This window comes from Promicromonospora alba (assembly GCF_042654905.1).
GTDB classification, from domain to species: Bacteria; Actinomycetota; Actinomycetes; order Actinomycetales; family Cellulomonadaceae; genus Promicromonospora; species Promicromonospora alba.
Genome location: NZ_JBHSFI010000005.1, coordinates 280209 through 295524, shown reverse-complemented (window position 1 = coordinate 295524; position 15316 = coordinate 280209). Strand labels below are relative to the sequence as shown.

General features: G+C 71.6%; 12 protein-coding genes and 1 riboswitch. Of the genes, 6 read left to right on the top strand and 6 right to left on the bottom strand.

Annotated features, from left to right (window positions below; all coding sequences use genetic code 11):
- Nucleotides 1-85: 85 nt before the first annotated feature.
- Entirely contained in the window at nucleotides 86-1051 is a 966-nt protein-coding gene (gene thiD, locus ACFO6V_RS16325; RefSeq protein WP_377136990.1) for a bifunctional hydroxymethylpyrimidine kinase/phosphomethylpyrimidine kinase, read from the bottom strand.
- Nucleotides 1041-1138, bottom strand: a riboswitch (TPP riboswitch). It overlaps the preceding gene by 11 nt.
- 8 nt (nucleotides 1139-1146) lie before the next feature.
- Complete coding sequence (locus tag ACFO6V_RS16320; RefSeq protein WP_377136988.1) at nucleotides 1147-1734, bottom strand: TetR/AcrR family transcriptional regulator; 588 nt, start codon at nucleotides 1732-1734, stop codon at nucleotides 1147-1149.
- Between the two features lie 122 nt (nucleotides 1735-1856).
- Between ACFO6V_RS16320 and ACFO6V_RS16315 the strand changes: the two genes are divergently transcribed.
- Nucleotides 1857-2885 (top strand): aldo/keto reductase, encoded by a 1029-nt coding sequence (locus ACFO6V_RS16315; RefSeq protein ID WP_377136987.1) that lies wholly within the window; start codon nucleotides 1857-1859, stop codon nucleotides 2883-2885.
- Nucleotides 2886-3001: 116 nt separating this feature from the next.
- On the opposite strand, the gene ACFO6V_RS16310 is transcribed toward ACFO6V_RS16315, so the two are convergent.
- Both ACFO6V_RS16310 and ACFO6V_RS16305 read right to left on the bottom strand, forming a co-directional pair.
- Nucleotides 3002-4408: an aspartate aminotransferase family protein gene (locus ACFO6V_RS16310; protein ID WP_377136986.1), complete on the bottom strand. Its 1407-nt coding sequence runs from the start codon at nucleotides 4406-4408 to the stop codon at nucleotides 3002-3004.
- Between the two features lie 122 nt (nucleotides 4409-4530).
- Nucleotides 4531-6837, bottom strand: a complete 2307-nt coding sequence (locus tag ACFO6V_RS16305) for a hypothetical protein (protein WP_377136984.1) — start codon at nucleotides 6835-6837, stop codon at nucleotides 4531-4533.
- A gap of 137 nt (nucleotides 6838-6974) precedes the next feature.
- Here ACFO6V_RS16305 and ACFO6V_RS16300 point away from each other — a divergent pair, with 137 nt between their 5' ends.
- The 3 genes from ACFO6V_RS16300 to ACFO6V_RS16290 all read left to right on the top strand — a co-directional run bounded on the left by ACFO6V_RS16300 (nucleotide 6975) and on the right by ACFO6V_RS16290 (nucleotide 10507).
- A complete protein-coding gene (locus ACFO6V_RS16300; RefSeq protein ID WP_377136982.1) occupies nucleotides 6975-8294 on the top strand; it encodes a M50 family metallopeptidase in 1320 nt (439 codons plus the stop codon).
- A gap of 72 nt (nucleotides 8295-8366) precedes the next feature.
- Nucleotides 8367-9509: a flavodoxin-dependent (E)-4-hydroxy-3-methylbut-2-enyl-diphosphate synthase gene (ispG, locus tag ACFO6V_RS16295; protein WP_377138150.1), complete on the top strand. Its 1143-nt coding sequence runs from the start codon at nucleotides 8367-8369 to the stop codon at nucleotides 9507-9509.
- A gap of 38 nt (nucleotides 9510-9547) precedes the next feature.
- A complete protein-coding gene (locus ACFO6V_RS16290) occupies nucleotides 9548-10507 on the top strand; it encodes a GNAT family N-acetyltransferase (protein WP_377136980.1) in 960 nt (319 codons plus the stop codon).
- A gap of 5 nt (nucleotides 10508-10512) precedes the next feature.
- Here ACFO6V_RS16290 and ACFO6V_RS16285 read toward each other — a convergent pair whose 3' ends face one another.
- Nucleotides 10513-11466: an Fpg/Nei family DNA glycosylase gene (locus tag ACFO6V_RS16285; protein WP_377136978.1), complete on the bottom strand. Its 954-nt coding sequence runs from the start codon at nucleotides 11464-11466 to the stop codon at nucleotides 10513-10515.
- A gap of 101 nt (nucleotides 11467-11567) precedes the next feature.
- Here ACFO6V_RS16285 and ACFO6V_RS16280 point away from each other — a divergent pair, with 101 nt between their 5' ends.
- Complete coding sequence (locus tag ACFO6V_RS16280; protein WP_377136976.1) at nucleotides 11568-13394, top strand: proline--tRNA ligase; 1827 nt, start codon at nucleotides 11568-11570, stop codon at nucleotides 13392-13394.
- 71 nt (nucleotides 13395-13465) lie between these two features.
- Here the strand turns inward: ACFO6V_RS16280 and ACFO6V_RS16275 are convergent, their stop codons facing one another.
- Complete coding sequence (locus tag ACFO6V_RS16275) at nucleotides 13466-14431, bottom strand: DUF4439 domain-containing protein (protein WP_377136974.1); 966 nt, start codon at nucleotides 14429-14431, stop codon at nucleotides 13466-13468.
- Between the two features lie 293 nt (nucleotides 14432-14724).
- Here ACFO6V_RS16275 and ACFO6V_RS16270 point away from each other — a divergent pair, with 293 nt between their 5' ends.
- Nucleotides 14725-15315, top strand: a complete 591-nt coding sequence (locus tag ACFO6V_RS16270; protein WP_377136973.1) for a ribosome maturation factor RimP — start codon at nucleotides 14725-14727, stop codon at nucleotides 15313-15315.
- The last annotated feature ends 1 nt before the right edge of the window (nucleotide 15316 follow it).

The following is a 15316-nucleotide window of genomic DNA, read 5'->3' as shown; positions in this document are numbered from 1 at the left end:
CGGCTGGAGCGTCGCGACCGGGGGAGACAGTTGCTCTGCGAGGTGTGTTGCTGTCAGTAGACAACGTCTACTGACAGCAACAGATCTAGCTCGCGGAACCTTTGCGCGGCGCCCGGGCATCCGAGAGCGGCGTCGGCTGTCGTCCGCGCGCGGTGTAGCCATGGTCGACCGGGCCGTGGCCGCGCCAGGGCCCGGGCGTGGTGCCCGTGCCGCCGATGACCAGGTCGTCCGCGGCGCGCAGGGCTTCCGTCAGGTAGTTCTTCGCCTCGCGTACGGCGGGCTCCCACCCGTCGTGCCGGGGCCGCAGGACCACACACGCTGAGCTGAGCGTGCAGCCCGTCCCGTGCGTGTTCCGCGTGGGAATCCGCGGGGCGGCCAGGGTGACGACGCCGTCCGACCCGTCGCCCGAGCCGAGGCCCGGACCTGCGAGGTGGTCGACCGACTCCGCCGAGTCCAGGTGCCCGCCCTTGACCAGGGCGAACCGCGCCCCGAGCTTGAGCAGCGCGCGGGCCTGGTCTGCCGCCTCGCCGTCGTCCCGGGCCTGTTCGACGCCGAGCAGCACCGCGGCCTCCGGCAGGTTCGGCGTGACCAGGTCGGCCAGCGGCAGCAGCTCGTCGCGCAGCACCGCCTCGGCGTCCGGCGCGAGCAGGCGGTGGCCCGACGTCGAGACCATCACCGGGTCGAGCACCACGTAGGGTGCGCGTCCGGCGGCACGGAGCTGCCGCAGCGCCGCCGCGACGGCCCGGGCGACGGCGGCGTCCGTCGTCATGCCGATCTTCACGGCGTCCACCGCGACGTCGGCGAACAGGGTCTCGAGCTGCGCGGTCACCATGTCGGCGGGCACGGGCAGCACCCGCGTCACGTCGGTCGTGGACTGGGCGGTCAGACCGGTGAGCGCCGCGCAGCCGTACCCGCCGAGCGCGGCGAAGGTCTTCAGGTCGGCCTGGATCCCCGCGCCGCCGGACGGATCCGACCCGGCGATCGTCAGCGCCACGGTGGGATGTCCGGGCGGGCGGGTGCGCGCGCCGGTATCGAGCAGGACGGAGCCCATGAGGCGTTCCCTTCGCTAGAATTACCTAGAGCAGGTTCCACGGGTACGTCTCAGCCGGGCTGGCGCCCGGCGCCCCGCGCCATTTCCGCCCCACCCTACCCAGCGGTCTGTCCGGCTCCGTGCTGCAGGCCGTCCACGAGCAGGTCGATCATGCGCCGGCCGTGGTTCGGCTCGTCGTCGTGCATGGGCAGGCACAGCTTGGAGACGGCGTAGAGGAGGTCCTTGGGGCTGGCGACCGCGCGGATCTCGCCGGCGTCGACGGCGGCGTCGACGAGCGAGCCCAGGGCCGGGCCGAGCCGCCCCATGAAGTAGTCCGGCAGGGCGTCGAACGCCGGGTCGCCGGAGTGCAGCGCCGACGCGAGGCCGCTCTTGGTCTCGAGGAACTCGGTGTACCGGTGCAGCCACTTCTCGAGCGCCACGACCGGCTCGTGCTTTCCGGCGAGGGTCGGCGCGGCGTCGGCGCACGCGTCGACCTCGTGCTGGAACACGGCCTTGACCAGGTCCGAGCGCTTGGGGAAGTGCCGGTACAGCGTGCCGACGCCGACGCCGGCCAGGTCGGCGACCTCCTTCGCGGGCGCGTCCACGCCGGACGTGCCAAAGGCTGACTTGGCCGCGTCGAGCAGCGAGTCGATGTTGCGTTGCGCGTCGGCGCGCAGCGGCCGCGGCGCTGTGTTCTGGGTCACTCCACTCCATCCCTTGCTATCCGGAATCCCTTTCCATATAGTTCTGGAAGAGCGTTCCGCTTAGCTCCAGGGTACGACATCGCCGGGGCGCTCACCAGACCTCTCGACCCCAGGAGGGCCCCATGCAGTACCGCAACCTCGGCCGGACCGGCATCAAGGTCAGCCCCTATGCGCTCGGCGCGATGATGTTCGGCGCGGTCGGCAACCCCGACCACGAGGAGTCGATCAAGATCATCCACAAGGCCCTCGACTCCGGCATCAACTTCGTCGACACCGCCGACTTCTACTCGCACGGCGAGTCCGAGGAGATAGTGGGCAAGGCGCTCAAGGGGCGGCGCGACGACGTCGTGCTCGCCACCAAGGTGCACCTGCCCATGAGCGACGACCCCAACCACCGCGGCAACTCCCGCCGCTGGATCATCGCCGAGGTCGAGAACTCGCTGCGCCGCCTGGGCACCGACTACATCGACCTCTACCAGATCCACCGCCCCGACCCCGAGACGGACGTCGAGGACACGCTGGCCGCGCTGACCTACCTGATCAACTCGGGCAAGGTGCGGGCCATCGGCTCGTCGACGATGCCAGCCGCCGAGATCGTCCAGGCCCAGTGGGTGGCAGAACGGCGCGGCCTGGAACGCTTCAGGGCCGAGCAGCCGCCGTACTCCATCCTGAACCGGGGAATCGAGCGGGACGTGCTGCCGGTCGCCCAGCAGTACGGCATGGGCACCCTGGTCTGGAGCCCGCTCGCCGGCGGCCTCCTCACCGGCCGGTACCGCAAGGGTCAGGAGAACGACACCCACCGGGCGCAGTTCGGGATGGAGCACCTGCGCGACGAGCAGCGCCTCGACGTCGTCGAGCAGCTCATCCCCGTCGCGCAGGACGCCGGTGTCCCGCTGAACCACCTGGCGATGGCGTTCACGATCGCCCATCCCGGCGTCACCTCCGCGATCATCGGCCCGCGCACCATGGAGCACCTGGACAGCGCGCTCGCCGGCGCCGAGGTCGTCCTGAGCGACGACATCCTGGACCGGATCGACGCGATAGTGCCGCCCGGGACCGACGTCGGCCGCCTCGACATGGCCTACGACCCGCCCGCCATCCAGCAGCCGCTCCTGCGCCGTCGTCCCGCGGAACAGCGCGCGGCCGCGTGACGGGCGAAGGGCGCGTTCTACCCAGCGACTGGGCCCAGAACTCACGTGAGATCTGGGCCCGATCGCTGGGTAGGCGGGTCATCGGGACGCAGAATCGGCGGGCCGAGCGCCCCCGGTCACAGCGTGGACCAGACCTCGCTCAGCACGCCCCGCAGGATCTCCTCGATCTCGTCGAACTCGGTCTGCCCGACGGTCAGCGGCGGTGCGAGCTGCACCACCAGGTCGCCGCGGTTGTCGGGGCGGCAGTACAGGCCGGCCTCGAACAGCGCCGGGCCGAGGAGCCCGAGCAGACGATCGGTCTCGGCCCCGGAGAAGGTTCCCCGGGTGTCCTGGTCCTTGACGAGCTCGATCGCGTAGAAGTAACCGGCGCCGCGTACGTCGCCCACGATCGGTAGGTCGTGCAGCCGCTCCAGCGTCGCCCGGAACGCCGGCGCGTTCCGCTTGACCTGCCCGGTCAGGTCCTCCACCTCGAAGAGATCGAGGTTGGCCATGGCGACCGCAGCCGAGACCGGATGCCCGCCGAACGTGTATCCGTGGCCGAAGCTCGTGGACCCGGTGGCGAACGGCTCGAACACGCGGTCGGAGACCAGGCACGCGCCGATCGGGGAGTAGCCCGACGACATGCCCTTGGCGCAGGTGATCATGTCCGGCACGTAGCCGAAGTCGTCGCACGCGAAGATCGACCCGATGCGGCCGAACGCGCAGATGACCTCGTCCGAGACCAGCAGGACGTCGTACTTGTCGCAGATCTCGCGCACCCGCTCGAAGTATCCGGGCGGCGGCGGGATGCTGCCGCCCGCGTTCTGCACGGGTTCGAGGAAGACGGCGGCCACCGAGCCCGGCCCCTCCGTCAGGATCAGCGTCTCGATCTGGTCGGCGGCCCAGCGGCCGAACGCCTTCGGATCGTCGCGCAAGCCGTCGTCGGCCCGGTAGATGTTGGTGTTGGGCACCTTGTAGGTACCGGGCACCAGGGGCTCGAACGGCTCCTTGATGCGGGGCACACCGGTCACGGACAGCGCGCCGTGGGTGGTGCCGTGGTAGGCGACGGCCCGGGAGATCACCTTGTACTTGCCGGGCTTGCCCTGCAGCTTCCAGTACTGCTTGGCCAGCTTGAACGCCGTCTCCACCGCCTCCGAGCCGCCCGTCGTGAAGAACACGCGGTTCAGGTCGCCTGGGGCGTGATGGACGAGGCGCTCGGCCAGGTCGATGGCCGGCGGATGCGCGTAGGACCACAGCGGGAAGTAGGCGAGCTCCCCCGCCTGCTTGGCCGCGGCCTCGGCGAGTGTCCGGCGGCCGTGCCCGGCCTGGACCACGAACAGTCCTGATAGCCCGTCGATGTACTTGCGGCCCTGCGCGTCCCACACGTGGTGGCCCTCGCCGCGGACCAGCGTGGGCACACCGGAGTCCCACGCGGACTGCCGCGTGAAGTGTCCCCAGAGGTGACGACGGGCGGCGTCGTCCCGCACCGTTCCGCGCGGTGTGACGTTCGGTGCGCTCGAGGTGGGCGCGGGGACTCCGGTCATCGTTCTCCCCTGTCGTGGAGTGGCGTCGCGGCCGACGACCAGCAGGCCGTGGCGCGTCAGACGGGCAGATTACCCGAGCGCTCCGTCCGCCTGACATGTCCCGTCCGACATGTCGGAGTGCGTCAGCGCCCTCGCGTCCAGTTGAAGACCGCGACCCCCGTCACCAGGGCGCCGATCGTGACCAGGGCGGTGGCCGTGACCGCCTGGAGCGGGCCGATCAGGTCCGCGTCCAGCGCGACCTGGACGGTGCCGATCAGGGCGTAGACGCCGGCGAACACGGTGATGGCGGACAGCGTGCCGTCCATCAGCCGACGGCGCCCGCGCTCGCGCTTGGCCTCGGCGGCCCGCTCCCGGTCGCCGTGCAGGCGTTCGAGGGCCGCGAGGCGCGCGGCGATCGGCTCCTGGAGCAGCTCGCGGAGCCGTTCGGTGACCACCGCCGCCTGCTGCTCGAAGTGCGCCGCCTGCAGCAGCTGGTTCAGCATCCTGGACTCCAGGGCGGAGGCGAGGAACGTGGGCGACGTGATGGTGGTCAGCGTGGCCCGGACCTCCGAGGCGAACTCGTGCAGGCGCAGCTGTTCGCGGGTGAGCCGTTCCTTGCGCTCGGCGAGGTCGGCGCCGTTGTTGACGTCGTGGTCGGCGAGCATCGTCGCGACGATCCGCAGATGGTCGGCAAGAGTGGCGTTCCACGCGCTGAACAGCCCGTTCAGGCTCGCGACGAACTCCGCGAGCGAGCCGTACTGCGAGATCTTGAAGTGTGCGGTGCCGGCCAGGGCGACCGTCGTCGAGTTCGTGGCCACCGCGACGACGTCGCCCAGGTGCCGCACCCCCTCCAGCAGCACCGGGTTGCGCTGGCGCAGGGTCCAGTCGCACAGCGTCGCGGTGCCGTAGGAGACCGGCTGGAGCAGCACCTGCGAGCCGAACGCGGCGAGCAGCTCGTCGCCCATGGCGACCGGCGTGCGTTCCGCGCGGGGCGCGGCGGGTCCCGGCCCGCGGCTCGCCTCGTAGACGGTGGTGACGACGTGCGCCCGCCCCTGGGCGATCTCGGTGCCCTCGCGGACCAGGTCGGTGGTGGCGCGCTGGAGCAGGTCGGCGAGGTCGAACAGGCGCTCGGGGGGTGGGCTGCCCGCGTGATCGACGTCGACGGGTGCGCCGTCCGGCGAGATCCAGCGCACCCGGATGTCGGCGTGCAGGTTGGACAGCCGGAACCGGGCGTCCCGGACCTGCTGCGGCGACTGCTCGCGCGCCGAGTAGCGGAACCGGACGTAGTGGTTGCCGAACTCGGTGAACCGCACGTCGCAGGACAGCTCGGCGATGAACGAGCCGTCGGGCTGTTCCAGGCGCACGTTCGGCATCGACAGCGACACCCCGCCGTACGGGCGGGCGGCCCGGTCGACGCTCGCCCAGACGTCGTCCATCTTGAGCCGGCCCCGCACCGCGAAGGCCTGGACGCCGAGCAGCTCGGGCCGCTCGTCGCGGTCCGCGAGCTCTCGGATCGCTGCCACGGCGGCGGTGGGGCTGACGTCCCGCAGGCCGAACGGGTAGATGTAGACGGTCCGCAGCCGGTCGAGCGTGAGCCAGGTGGAGTCGAGGTTGCGGTGCAGCTCCGTCAGGTGCATCCGGTAGGCGCGCAGCTCGCTGGCCAGGATGTAGTTGAGGTGCCGGTCGGTCTCGGCGGCCCGCAGCCCCTCGAGCGCGGGGGCGAGCCTCGCCGGCTGGCCGGACATCGCGTCGTCGGCCGCTCCGGCCGCCTCCGACAGCGCGCGGAAGTATCTGATGCGGGTCACGGCCTGCGGCACGAGCGCACGCCGGAACGGCGACCTCGGGTCCGGGATGGCACGGGCGGCCCGGAGCAGGTCGCCGCACCGGTCCCCGGCCTGCGCGGCGGCGTCGGCCAGCCGGGCCAGGCTGCCGGCGCTGCGGGCGGCCGAGGTGTGCATCTGGGTGATGAGCGTGCGCAGCAGCACGGCGACGGCGTCGCCCTCCGCCCGGCAGACGTCGTCCGGTGCGCTGTCGCGGCACGTCGCCCAGGTCTCGACGAAGGCGCGCAGCGGGACGATGATCCGTCCGTGCCGGAAGGTGTACTGCAGGGCGTCGCTCGCCTGCGACCACAGGTAGACGCCGAGCAGGGCGGCGGCCCGCGGACGCGCGGCGATCGCGGTCAGCGCGGCGGCGGTCTGCGGGCCGCGCGGGTCGCCGGGCAGCGGGTGACGGCGGTTCGGCGCCTCGCCGTCGTCGCCCATGTTCCAGCGGGAGGCCGCCCAGATCGCACTGACGTCGACGCCGATCTCGCGGAGCTGCCTGGCGACCCGGGAGTCGCCGTCCGCGGCATGCCAGGCCTCCGTCTGGAACATCGACGTGAGGCTCTCCGTGAGGGAACCAGGACCGTGCGTGTGCAGCTCCCGGAACTCAGGGATGGACGAAACCGACATGCCGTCAGGTTAATGATCGGTAACCGATGTATCAACGAATTACCATCAAATCGGATGGACGTGAACGTCAGGTGCTGGTCGCGGGGGAGACGTGCACCGCCTTTCGACGGCGCAAGCAGGTGCCGTAGTCTCGGTCCGTGAGCATCGTTCCGCACGTGATCGGCTGGCTCGTCCTGCTGCTGGGCATCATCGTCTCCGTCGGCCTGCACGAGCTGGGGCACATGATCCCGGCCAAGAAGTTCGGTGTCCGCGTGAGCCAGTACTTCGTGGGCTTCGGGCCTACCGTCTGGTCGCGGACCAAGGGCGAGACCGAGTACGGCATCAAGGCGATCCCGCTCGGCGGGTTCGTGCGGCTCGTCGGCATGATGCCGCCAGCACCGGCCGGCACGCGGCGCGGCTCCGGGTTCTGGAGCGAGCTCGTCTCCGACGCCCGCGACGCGTCCGTCGCGGAGGTGCGTCCCGGCGAGGAGCACCGCGCGTTCTACAACCTCTCGACGCCCAAGAAGCTGATAGTGATGTTCGGCGGGCCGTTCGTGAACCTCGTGATCGCCACGGTCCTGATCGGGATCATCCTGGTCGGCTACGGCACGATGGCCACCTCCACGACCGTCGCCCAGCTCTCTCAGTGCGTGCCGGCGTCGGTCACCTCCGACGCGTCCGGCGACGAGTGCGAGGGGCGGCCCGCCGCACCGGCCGCCGCGGCCGGCCTGGAGCCCGGCGACGAGATCGTCGCGTTCGGCGGCGCCGAGGTGCACAGCTGGCAGCAGCTGGTCGGCCTCATCAACGACTCCGCCGGGCAGCCGTCCCAGGTCGCGGTCCTGCGCGACGGCGAGCGGGTCACGCTCGAGGTGACCCCGGCCAGGACCGACCGCCCGGTGGTGGACGAGCAGGGCACCGCGGTCATCGGGGACGACGGCGAGCCCGTCGTCCAGCCCGGCGGCTTCGTGGGCTTCTCGCCGCTCCAGGTGCGCGAACCCCAGCCACTCTCCAGCGTGCTGCCCGCGGTGGGCGAGCAGACCTGGCAGACGCTGACCATGGTCGCCACCCTCCCGGTCCGCGTGGCCGACACCGCGACCCAGGCCTTCACGGCCGAGGAGCGGGCGCAGGACTCCGTCCAGTCGGTGGTCGGCGTCGCGCGGATCAGCGGCGAGATCTGGGCGCTGGACGAGGCGATCCTCGACCGCGTCATGTTCTTCCTGAGCTTGCTCGCGAGCCTCAACATCGCGCTGTTCGCCTTCAACATGATCCCGCTCCTGCCGCTCGACGGCGGGCACCTGGTCAACGCCCTCTACGAGGGCGGCAAGCGGACCCTCGCCAGGGTGCGCGGTGCGGTCCTGCCCGGCCCGGCGGACGTCGCGCGGATGACGCCGGTGGCATATGTGGTCTTCCTCATCCTGCTCGGCGTGGGCGGCGTCCTGATCGTGGCGGACCTGGTGGATCCGGTGCGGATCACGTGATGCCAGACACGATGTACGTTTCGCACCTTCTGAAGCAGGGATACTGAACTCGTGAGCGCAATCAGCCTCGGCATGCCGGCAGCACCACCGCCGGTACTCGCCCCCCGCCGCAAGACTCGAAAGATCAAGGTCGGCAAGGTGGAGGTGGGTGGTGACGCACCCGTGAGCGTGCAGTCCATGACCACCACGCCCACCACCGACATCAACGCGACCCTCCAGCAGATCGCGGAGCTCACGACGGCAGGCTGCGACATCGTGCGCGTCGCCGTCCCGACCTCCGACGACGCCGACGTGCTGCCGATCATCGCGAAGAAGTCGCAGATCCCGGTGATCGCGGACATCCACTTCCAGCCGAAGTACGTCTTCCAGGCCATCGACGCCGGCTGTGCGGCCGTCCGGGTCAACCCGGGCAACATCCGCAAGTTCGACGACCAGGTCGGTGAGATCGCCCGCGCCGCGAAGGACGCCGGCGTCTCAATCCGCATCGGCGTCAACGCGGGCTCGCTCGACAAGCGCCTGCTGGCCAAGTACGGCAAGGCGACGCCCGAGGCCCTGGTGGAGTCCGCGGTGTGGGAGGCGAGCCTCTTCGAGGAGCACGACTTCCACGACTTCAAGATCTCGGTCAAGCACAACGACCCGGTGATCATGGTCCGCGCGTACGAGCTGCTCTCCGAGCGCGGCGACTGGCCCCTGCACCTCGGCGTCACCGAGGCGGGCCCGGCGTTCCAGGGCACCATCAAGTCGGCCACGGCGTTCGGCGCGCTGCTCAGCAAGGGCATCGGCGACACGATCCGCGTCTCCCTCTCGGCCCCGCCGGTCGAGGAGGTCAAGGTCGGCAACCAGATCCTGCAGTCGCTCAACCTGCGGCCCCGCAAGCTCGAGATCGTGTCGTGCCCGTCCTGTGGTCGCGCCCAGGTGGACGTCTACACGCTCGCCGAGAAGGTCACGGCCGGGCTCGAGGGCATGACCGTCCCGCTGCGCGTCGCCGTCATGGGCTGCGTGGTGAACGGGCCGGGCGAGGCACGCGAGGCAGACCTCGGTGTGGCGTCCGGTAACGGCAAGGGCCAGATCTTCGTCAAGGGCGAGGTCGTCAAGACCGTCCCGGAGTCGATGATCGTCGAGACGCTCATCGAAGAGGCGATGCGGATCGCGGATGCGATGCCTACGCCGGAGAATGATATGCAGGCCGGCCCGCCTGTCGTCTCGGTCGGCTGAGAGTCTGATCCAGGACGGAGCAGAGAACGGAGCAGAGCATGGCTCGCTGGCGCACCCCGGTACCCACCGGACCGCGCCCCGACGGGCCTGCTCAACCGGGCGAACAGGACATTCTGCCGCAGCGCGACCGGCCTGATGTCGCACGCCCGCTGACTCGCGCGGACCTGGCGCAGGCCCTGCGGGTGTGCGCCGTCGACCCGGTCTCGTCCGTTCTCGCCACCGCCCGTCTGGAGATCGCGGCGCGCTCCGGTTTCGGCGCCGCCTCGGGGCAGGCCTGGGGTTTCCCCGCCGTCGGAAAGCTGGAGGCGGTGTGCTGGGCCGGCGCCAACCTGGTGCCGGTGATCCCGCTGACCGACCCGGACCGACGGGCCGAGGCGGTCGCCGCCTTCGCGGAGCTGGCGCGCGTGCACGGGCGCCGCTCGTCGTCGATCGTGGGGGAGCAGTGGGCGGCGCTGGGGCTCTGGGAGCACCTGTCGCCCCACTGGCCCCCGGCCCGCGACGTGCGCGCCGACCAGCCGTCCATGGCCATCGGGACGGCGCCGTCGCTCGCGCCGGAGCCCACCGTCCGCCGGTCGGTTCCCGCCGAGCTCGGACTCGTGCTGCCCGCATGCGTGCGGATGTTCACGGAGGAGGTCGGCTACTCGCCGGTCGCCTCGGGCGGGTCCGCCTACGCCGAGCGGGTGCGGGCCCTCATCACGGAGGGGCGCTCGTTCGTCCGGGTGGTGTCCGACGGCGGCGGGCGGCCCGCGGTCGGCTTCAAGGCGGAGCTCGGTGCGGTCGCCGGGGGAGTCGCCCAGGTCCAGGGCGTCTGGGTGGAGCCGGCGTTCCGCGGCCGGGGCTGGTCCGAGTCGGGGATGGCGGCGGTGGTCGCCGCGACGCGCGCGTCCATCGCGCCGGTGGTGTCGCTCTACGTGAACGCCTACAACGAGCGGGCGGTCGCCGCCTACCGCCGGGTGGGCTTCGAGCAGGTGGGGACGTTCGCGACCGTGCTCTTCTGAGCGGGTCAGCGCAGCAGCTTGGACATCCGGCGGTCCGCGAGCGGCTTGCCGCCCGTCTGGCACGTCGGGCAGTACTGCATGCTCCGGTCGGCGAACGAGACCTCGTGCACCGTGTCGCCGCACGGCGTCCCGTCCCAGCCCGGACAGGGCAGCCCGGTGCGGCCGTGCACCCGCATCCCTGCGCGCTTGGCGTCCTTGAGCTCCTTGGCAGGCTTGCCCGACGCCGCCGCGATCGCCTCGGCGAGCACCTCACCGATCGCGGTGTGCAGCCGGGCGGTCTCCTCCGCCGTGAACGACCGCGTCAGTTTGTAGGGGCTGAACCGGCTCGCGTGCAGGATCTCGTCGCTGTAGGCGTTGCCGATGCCCGCGATGGCGCGCTGGTCCCGGAGCAGCCCCTTGACCTGCTGATTCTTCGCCGAGAGCAGGCCGGCCAGCACCTCGGTGGTGAACTCCGGGGACAGCGGCTCCACACCCAGGGACGCGATCATCTCGATCTCGGCGGGGTCGCGGACCACGTGCACCGCCAGACGTTTACGGGTTCCGGCCTCGGTGAGGTCGAACCCGGAACCGTCGTCGAGCCGCACGCGCAGTGCGAGGACCGCACCACGGCCGGAACCGCCGAGCGACGGCCGGACGGGCTTGGTGGACAGCTCGTCCGACCAGCGCACCCACCCGCCACGCGAGAGGTGGAAGACCAGGTGGAGCGGGGCGCCGTCGGGCCCTGTGCTGCCGGCGGGGCTACCGGCGGCGGGGCTACCGGCGGCGGGCGAGACGACGACGTCCAGCCACTTGCCGTGCCGCGCGACATCGGTCACCTCGCCCCCGGCGAGCGCGTCGACCGGCGGGTCGTACGTCTTGAGCGCGGCGATCGAGCCGACCTCCACGCGGGCGACCGTGCGCCCGGACGCCCGGGCGCGCAGGAAGTCGGCGAGCGCGGCGACCTCGGGCAGCTCCGGCATGGCCTCATCCTCCGACGCATCCCGACCGGCGGCAAGGCCTGTTCGCGGCGCCATCAAATTTCCGGCGAGCCGCAGCGGCCCGCGCGGATAGGCTGTGCCCCATGTCTTCCGCACGCCTCATCCAGGGCGACGTGCTCCGCATGTCGTCCCTCTTCGTCCGTACCCTGCGCGAGGACCCGGCCGAGGCCGAGGTCGCCAGCCACAAGCTCCTCGTGCGGGCCGGGTACATCCGCCGCGCCGCCCCGGGCATCTACTCGTGGCTGCCGCTCGGCCTGCGGGTGCTGGCCAAGATCGAGGCGATAGTCCGCGAGGAGATGGTCGCCATCGGTGGCCAGGAGGTGCACTTCCCGGCGCTGCTGCCGCGGGAGCCCTACGAGGCCACCGGCCGCTGGGAGGAGTACGGCGCCGGCCTGTTCCGCCTCAAGGACCGCAAGGGCGGTGACTACCTGCTCGCGCCCACGCACGAGGAGATGTTCGCGCTCCTGGTCAAGGACCTGTACTCGTCGTACAAGGACCTGCCGGTCACGCTGTTCCAGATCCAGACCAAGTACCGCGACGAGGCGCGCCCCCGCGCCGGCCTGATCCGCGGGCGCGAGTTCATCATGAAGGACTCGTACTCCTTCGACGTCAAGGACGAGGGCCTGGACGTCAGCTACCAGAAGCACCGCGAGGCGTACGAGAAGATCTTCACGCGCCTCGGCCTGGAGTACGTGATCGTCTCCGCGATGTCGGGCGCCATGGGTGGATCCCGCTCCGAGGAGTTCCTCTCGCCCTCGCCTATCGGCGAGGACACGTTCGTGCGCTCGCCCGGCGGCTACGCCGCCAACGTCGAGGCGGTGGTCACGCCCGTCCCCGAGGCGATCCCTTACGACGACGCGCCCGCCGCGCACGTCGAGGACACCCCCGACACGCCCACCATCGCGACCCTCGTCGCGGTGGCGAACGAGAAGTTCCCGCGCCCCGACCGGCCCTGGACCGCCGCCGACACCCTGAAAAACGTGGTGCTCGCCCTCGTCCAGCCCGACGGGACCCGCGAGCTCGTCGTGATCGGTCTGCCCGGTGACCGCGAGGTGGATCTCAAGCGCATCGAGGCCGCGCTGACCCCCGCCGAGCCCGAGGCCGCCACCGAGGAGGACTTCAAGAAGTTCCCCGCGCTGGTCAAGGGCTACATCGGTCCGCAGGCGCTCGGCCCCCAGGGTGAGCAGATCGAGGGTGCCGACGGCGAGAAGGTCCCCGCCATCCGCTACCTCCTCGACCCCCGCGTCGTGCCCGGCACCCGCTGGATCACCGGCGCCAACGAGCCCGGCAAGCACGTGTTCGACCTCGTCGCGGGCCGTGACTTCACCGCGGACGGCACCGTCGAGGCCGCCGAGGTGCGCGCCGGCGACCCGGCGCCCGACGGCTCCGGCCCGCTGGAGCTCGCCCGCGGCATCGAGATGGGCCACATCTTCCAGCTCGGCCGCAAGTACGCGGAGGCGCTGGGTCTGGTCGTGCTCGACGAGAACGGCAAGCAGGCCGTCGTCACGATGGGCTCCTACGGCGTCGGCGTCACGCGTGCGCTCGCCGCGCTCGCCGAGGCCAACCACGACGAGAGGGGCCTCGCCTGGCCCGCGCACGTCGCCCCGGTGCACGTGCACGTGGTCGCCGCGGGCAAGAGCGACGAGATCTTCGAGGCAGCCGAGTCGATCTCGACCGACCTCGCCGCCCGCGGCGTCGAGGTGCTCTACGACGACCGGGCCGGCAAGACGTCGCCGGGCGTGAAGTTCAAGGACGCCGAGCTGCTCGGCGCCCCGCTCGTGGTCGTGGTCGGCAAGGGCCTGGCCGACGGCCTGGTCGAGGTCCGCCCGCGCATCGGCGAGGCGGAGCAGCTTCCGGTGGCCGACGTCGCGGAAGCGGTAGCGGAGAAGGTAGCTGCCCTCCTCGCGTGAGCGGCCTCGCGGGTCGAGCTTGTCGGGAGCGGTCCCGACAAGCTCGACCCCGCGGGAGTCGAACCGAAGGCTCAGGCCTGTTCCGGGAGGCCCGGGAACGGGACCGCCGGGGCGCCCCACTGGGCGGCCGCCAGCGTGGTGTCCGTCATGAGCGCGACCAGGACGGCGCGCGTGCCCGGCTCCGCCACGCCGACGAGCGTCGCGTAGTTCTGCGTGAGGTCTTCCTCGACGTCGCGGGCCAGGTCGGGCGTCGCCGTCTCCGGTCCGGGTACCGCGTAGGCGACCCGGCGCGGGTCCTGGTCGGTCCCGTCCACACCCGCCAGGAGGGCCCAGGCCTGGGCCCGTGCCCGGTGCAGGCGGGCTCGGTCGTGGGCCTGGGTACGGACCTCGCCGTCGGCCTGCGCCGCACGCACCTCGAGGGCGTAGGCGGCGGTGTCCTCGGCCAGGACCAGGGTGGCGAGCTCCTCCGCCGACAGGCCGGTGGGTACGGCAGCGGGACCTTCCGTGGCCGATGCCGGAGCCGCCGACGCCTCCTCGCCCTCGCTCGGCTCGGCGCCGTCCTCGGGAGGCTCGGGGATCTGGGTCGAGGGGAGCTCGGGGTCGCGCTCGCCGGTCAGCCGTGCGAGGTCCCGGGCGTACCGTGCCTGGGCCGCGGAGACGGAGCCGAGCAGACGACCGAGGGGGCCGGACTGAGCCTGGTCGGCGGCGGCCCGGGTGCGGGTCGCGGCATCGACGAGCGAGGTGACGACCGCCCGGGGCGTCTGTTCCGGGGTGGTCGCGGAGGGCGAGGCGCCCGATCGTTCGGTCACGATGTCGCCCAGACCGGAGTCGTACTCGCCACCGAGCTGCTCCGCTTGCAGTGTCGTGGCCTCGGCGATGGCCGTCAGCTCGGCGGCCACGTCGGCCTTGACCCCCTCGGCCACCGCTGCGGCGCCGGCCTGCTCGGCGACGAGCAGGGCGTCGGCCACGGCGGTGCGCCGTACCACCTCCACCGCATCAGGGACCGGCTCGGTGGGTGGCGGCGACTCGAGCCGCACGCCGCAACCTGAGAGAATGATCGCGCAGGTCAGGGCCAGCGCAGTCAGGGCCGACCGGCTTCGGGTGCGGGCCCTCGGGCCGTTGGGGTTCATCGTGGCCGATGATGTCATGTTCCCGGAGCCGATTCGTGCCCGGACCGATTGCGGTCGGGTCACGGACATCACGTTCTACGCGAAGTGCCGAGGCCCGGCGCTTCGTTACGCTTGACGCAGACAACAACAGCACATCGGTCGAACCGTTCCGGCTCGAACCGTGCCCCCGCGCACGTGGGGGAGCCGACGGGAGGCAGTCGATGACACAGCAGGCGGATGCGGTCCGCGAGGTGGTAGGCCCGGTGGTCGAGGCCGCGGGGCTGTACCTCGAGGAGGTGACCGTCACCCGGGCGGGGAACACGTCGGTGGTGCGGATCACCGTCGACCTCCCGGACGACGCCCTGGGCAGCCTCGACTCCGACAGGCTCGGCGACGTCTCGCGAGCCATGTCGGCGGCACTGGACGAGGACGACGTCGTCTCCGGCGCCTATACGCTCGAGATCTCGACGCCGGGCACGTCCCGGCCGCTGACCGAGCTGCGGCACTACAAGCGTGCCCGGACCCGGCTGGTCACGCTGAAGATGATGGACGGCAGCCGCGTCGAGGGCCGCCTCACGGACGTGCTCGACGACGGTGACGGCGACGTCCTGGTGCTCGACGGCGACAGCCGGATCCCGCTGGGCGACGTCCGCCGGGGCAAGGTGGAGGTCGAGCTCAAGAAGCTCGACGCCCAGGATGCCGAGGTATCGGAACTGGGCGAGAGTGCAGGTGAAGACACCGACGACGACTCGGACGGTGCTGGTTCTGACAACGCGACCGAGGGTCACTCCGGCCGCAACGAGGAAGGCTGAC

Bases quoted from the DNA above. Each gene is read 5' to 3' on its own strand.
- ACFO6V_RS16315 (WP_377136987.1), top strand. From the start codon at position 1,857: ATGCAGTACCGCAACCTCGGCCGGACCGGCATCAAGGTCAGCCCCTAT.
- ACFO6V_RS16285 (WP_377136978.1), bottom strand. From the start codon at position 11,466: ATGCCGGAGCTGCCCGAGGTCGCCGCGCTCGCCGACTTCCTGCGCGCC.
- ispG (WP_377138150.1), top strand. From the start codon at position 8,367: ATGCCGGCAGCACCACCGCCGGTACTCGCCCCCCGCCGCAAGACTCGA.
- ACFO6V_RS16290 (WP_377136980.1), top strand. From the start codon at position 9,548: ATGGCTCGCTGGCGCACCCCGGTACCCACCGGACCGCGCCCCGACGGG.
- ACFO6V_RS16310 (WP_377136986.1), bottom strand. From the start codon at position 4,408: ATGACCGGAGTCCCCGCGCCCACCTCGAGCGCACCGAACGTCACACCG.
- ACFO6V_RS16305 (WP_377136984.1), bottom strand. From the start codon at position 6,837: ATGTCGGTTTCGTCCATCCCTGAGTTCCGGGAGCTGCACACGCACGGT.
- thiD (WP_377136990.1), bottom strand. From the start codon at position 1,051: ATGGGCTCCGTCCTGCTCGATACCGGCGCGCGCACCCGCCCGCCCGGA.
- ACFO6V_RS16280 (WP_377136976.1), top strand. From the start codon at position 11,568: ATGTCTTCCGCACGCCTCATCCAGGGCGACGTGCTCCGCATGTCGTCC.
- ACFO6V_RS16270 (WP_377136973.1), top strand. From the start codon at position 14,725: ATGACACAGCAGGCGGATGCGGTCCGCGAGGTGGTAGGCCCGGTGGTC.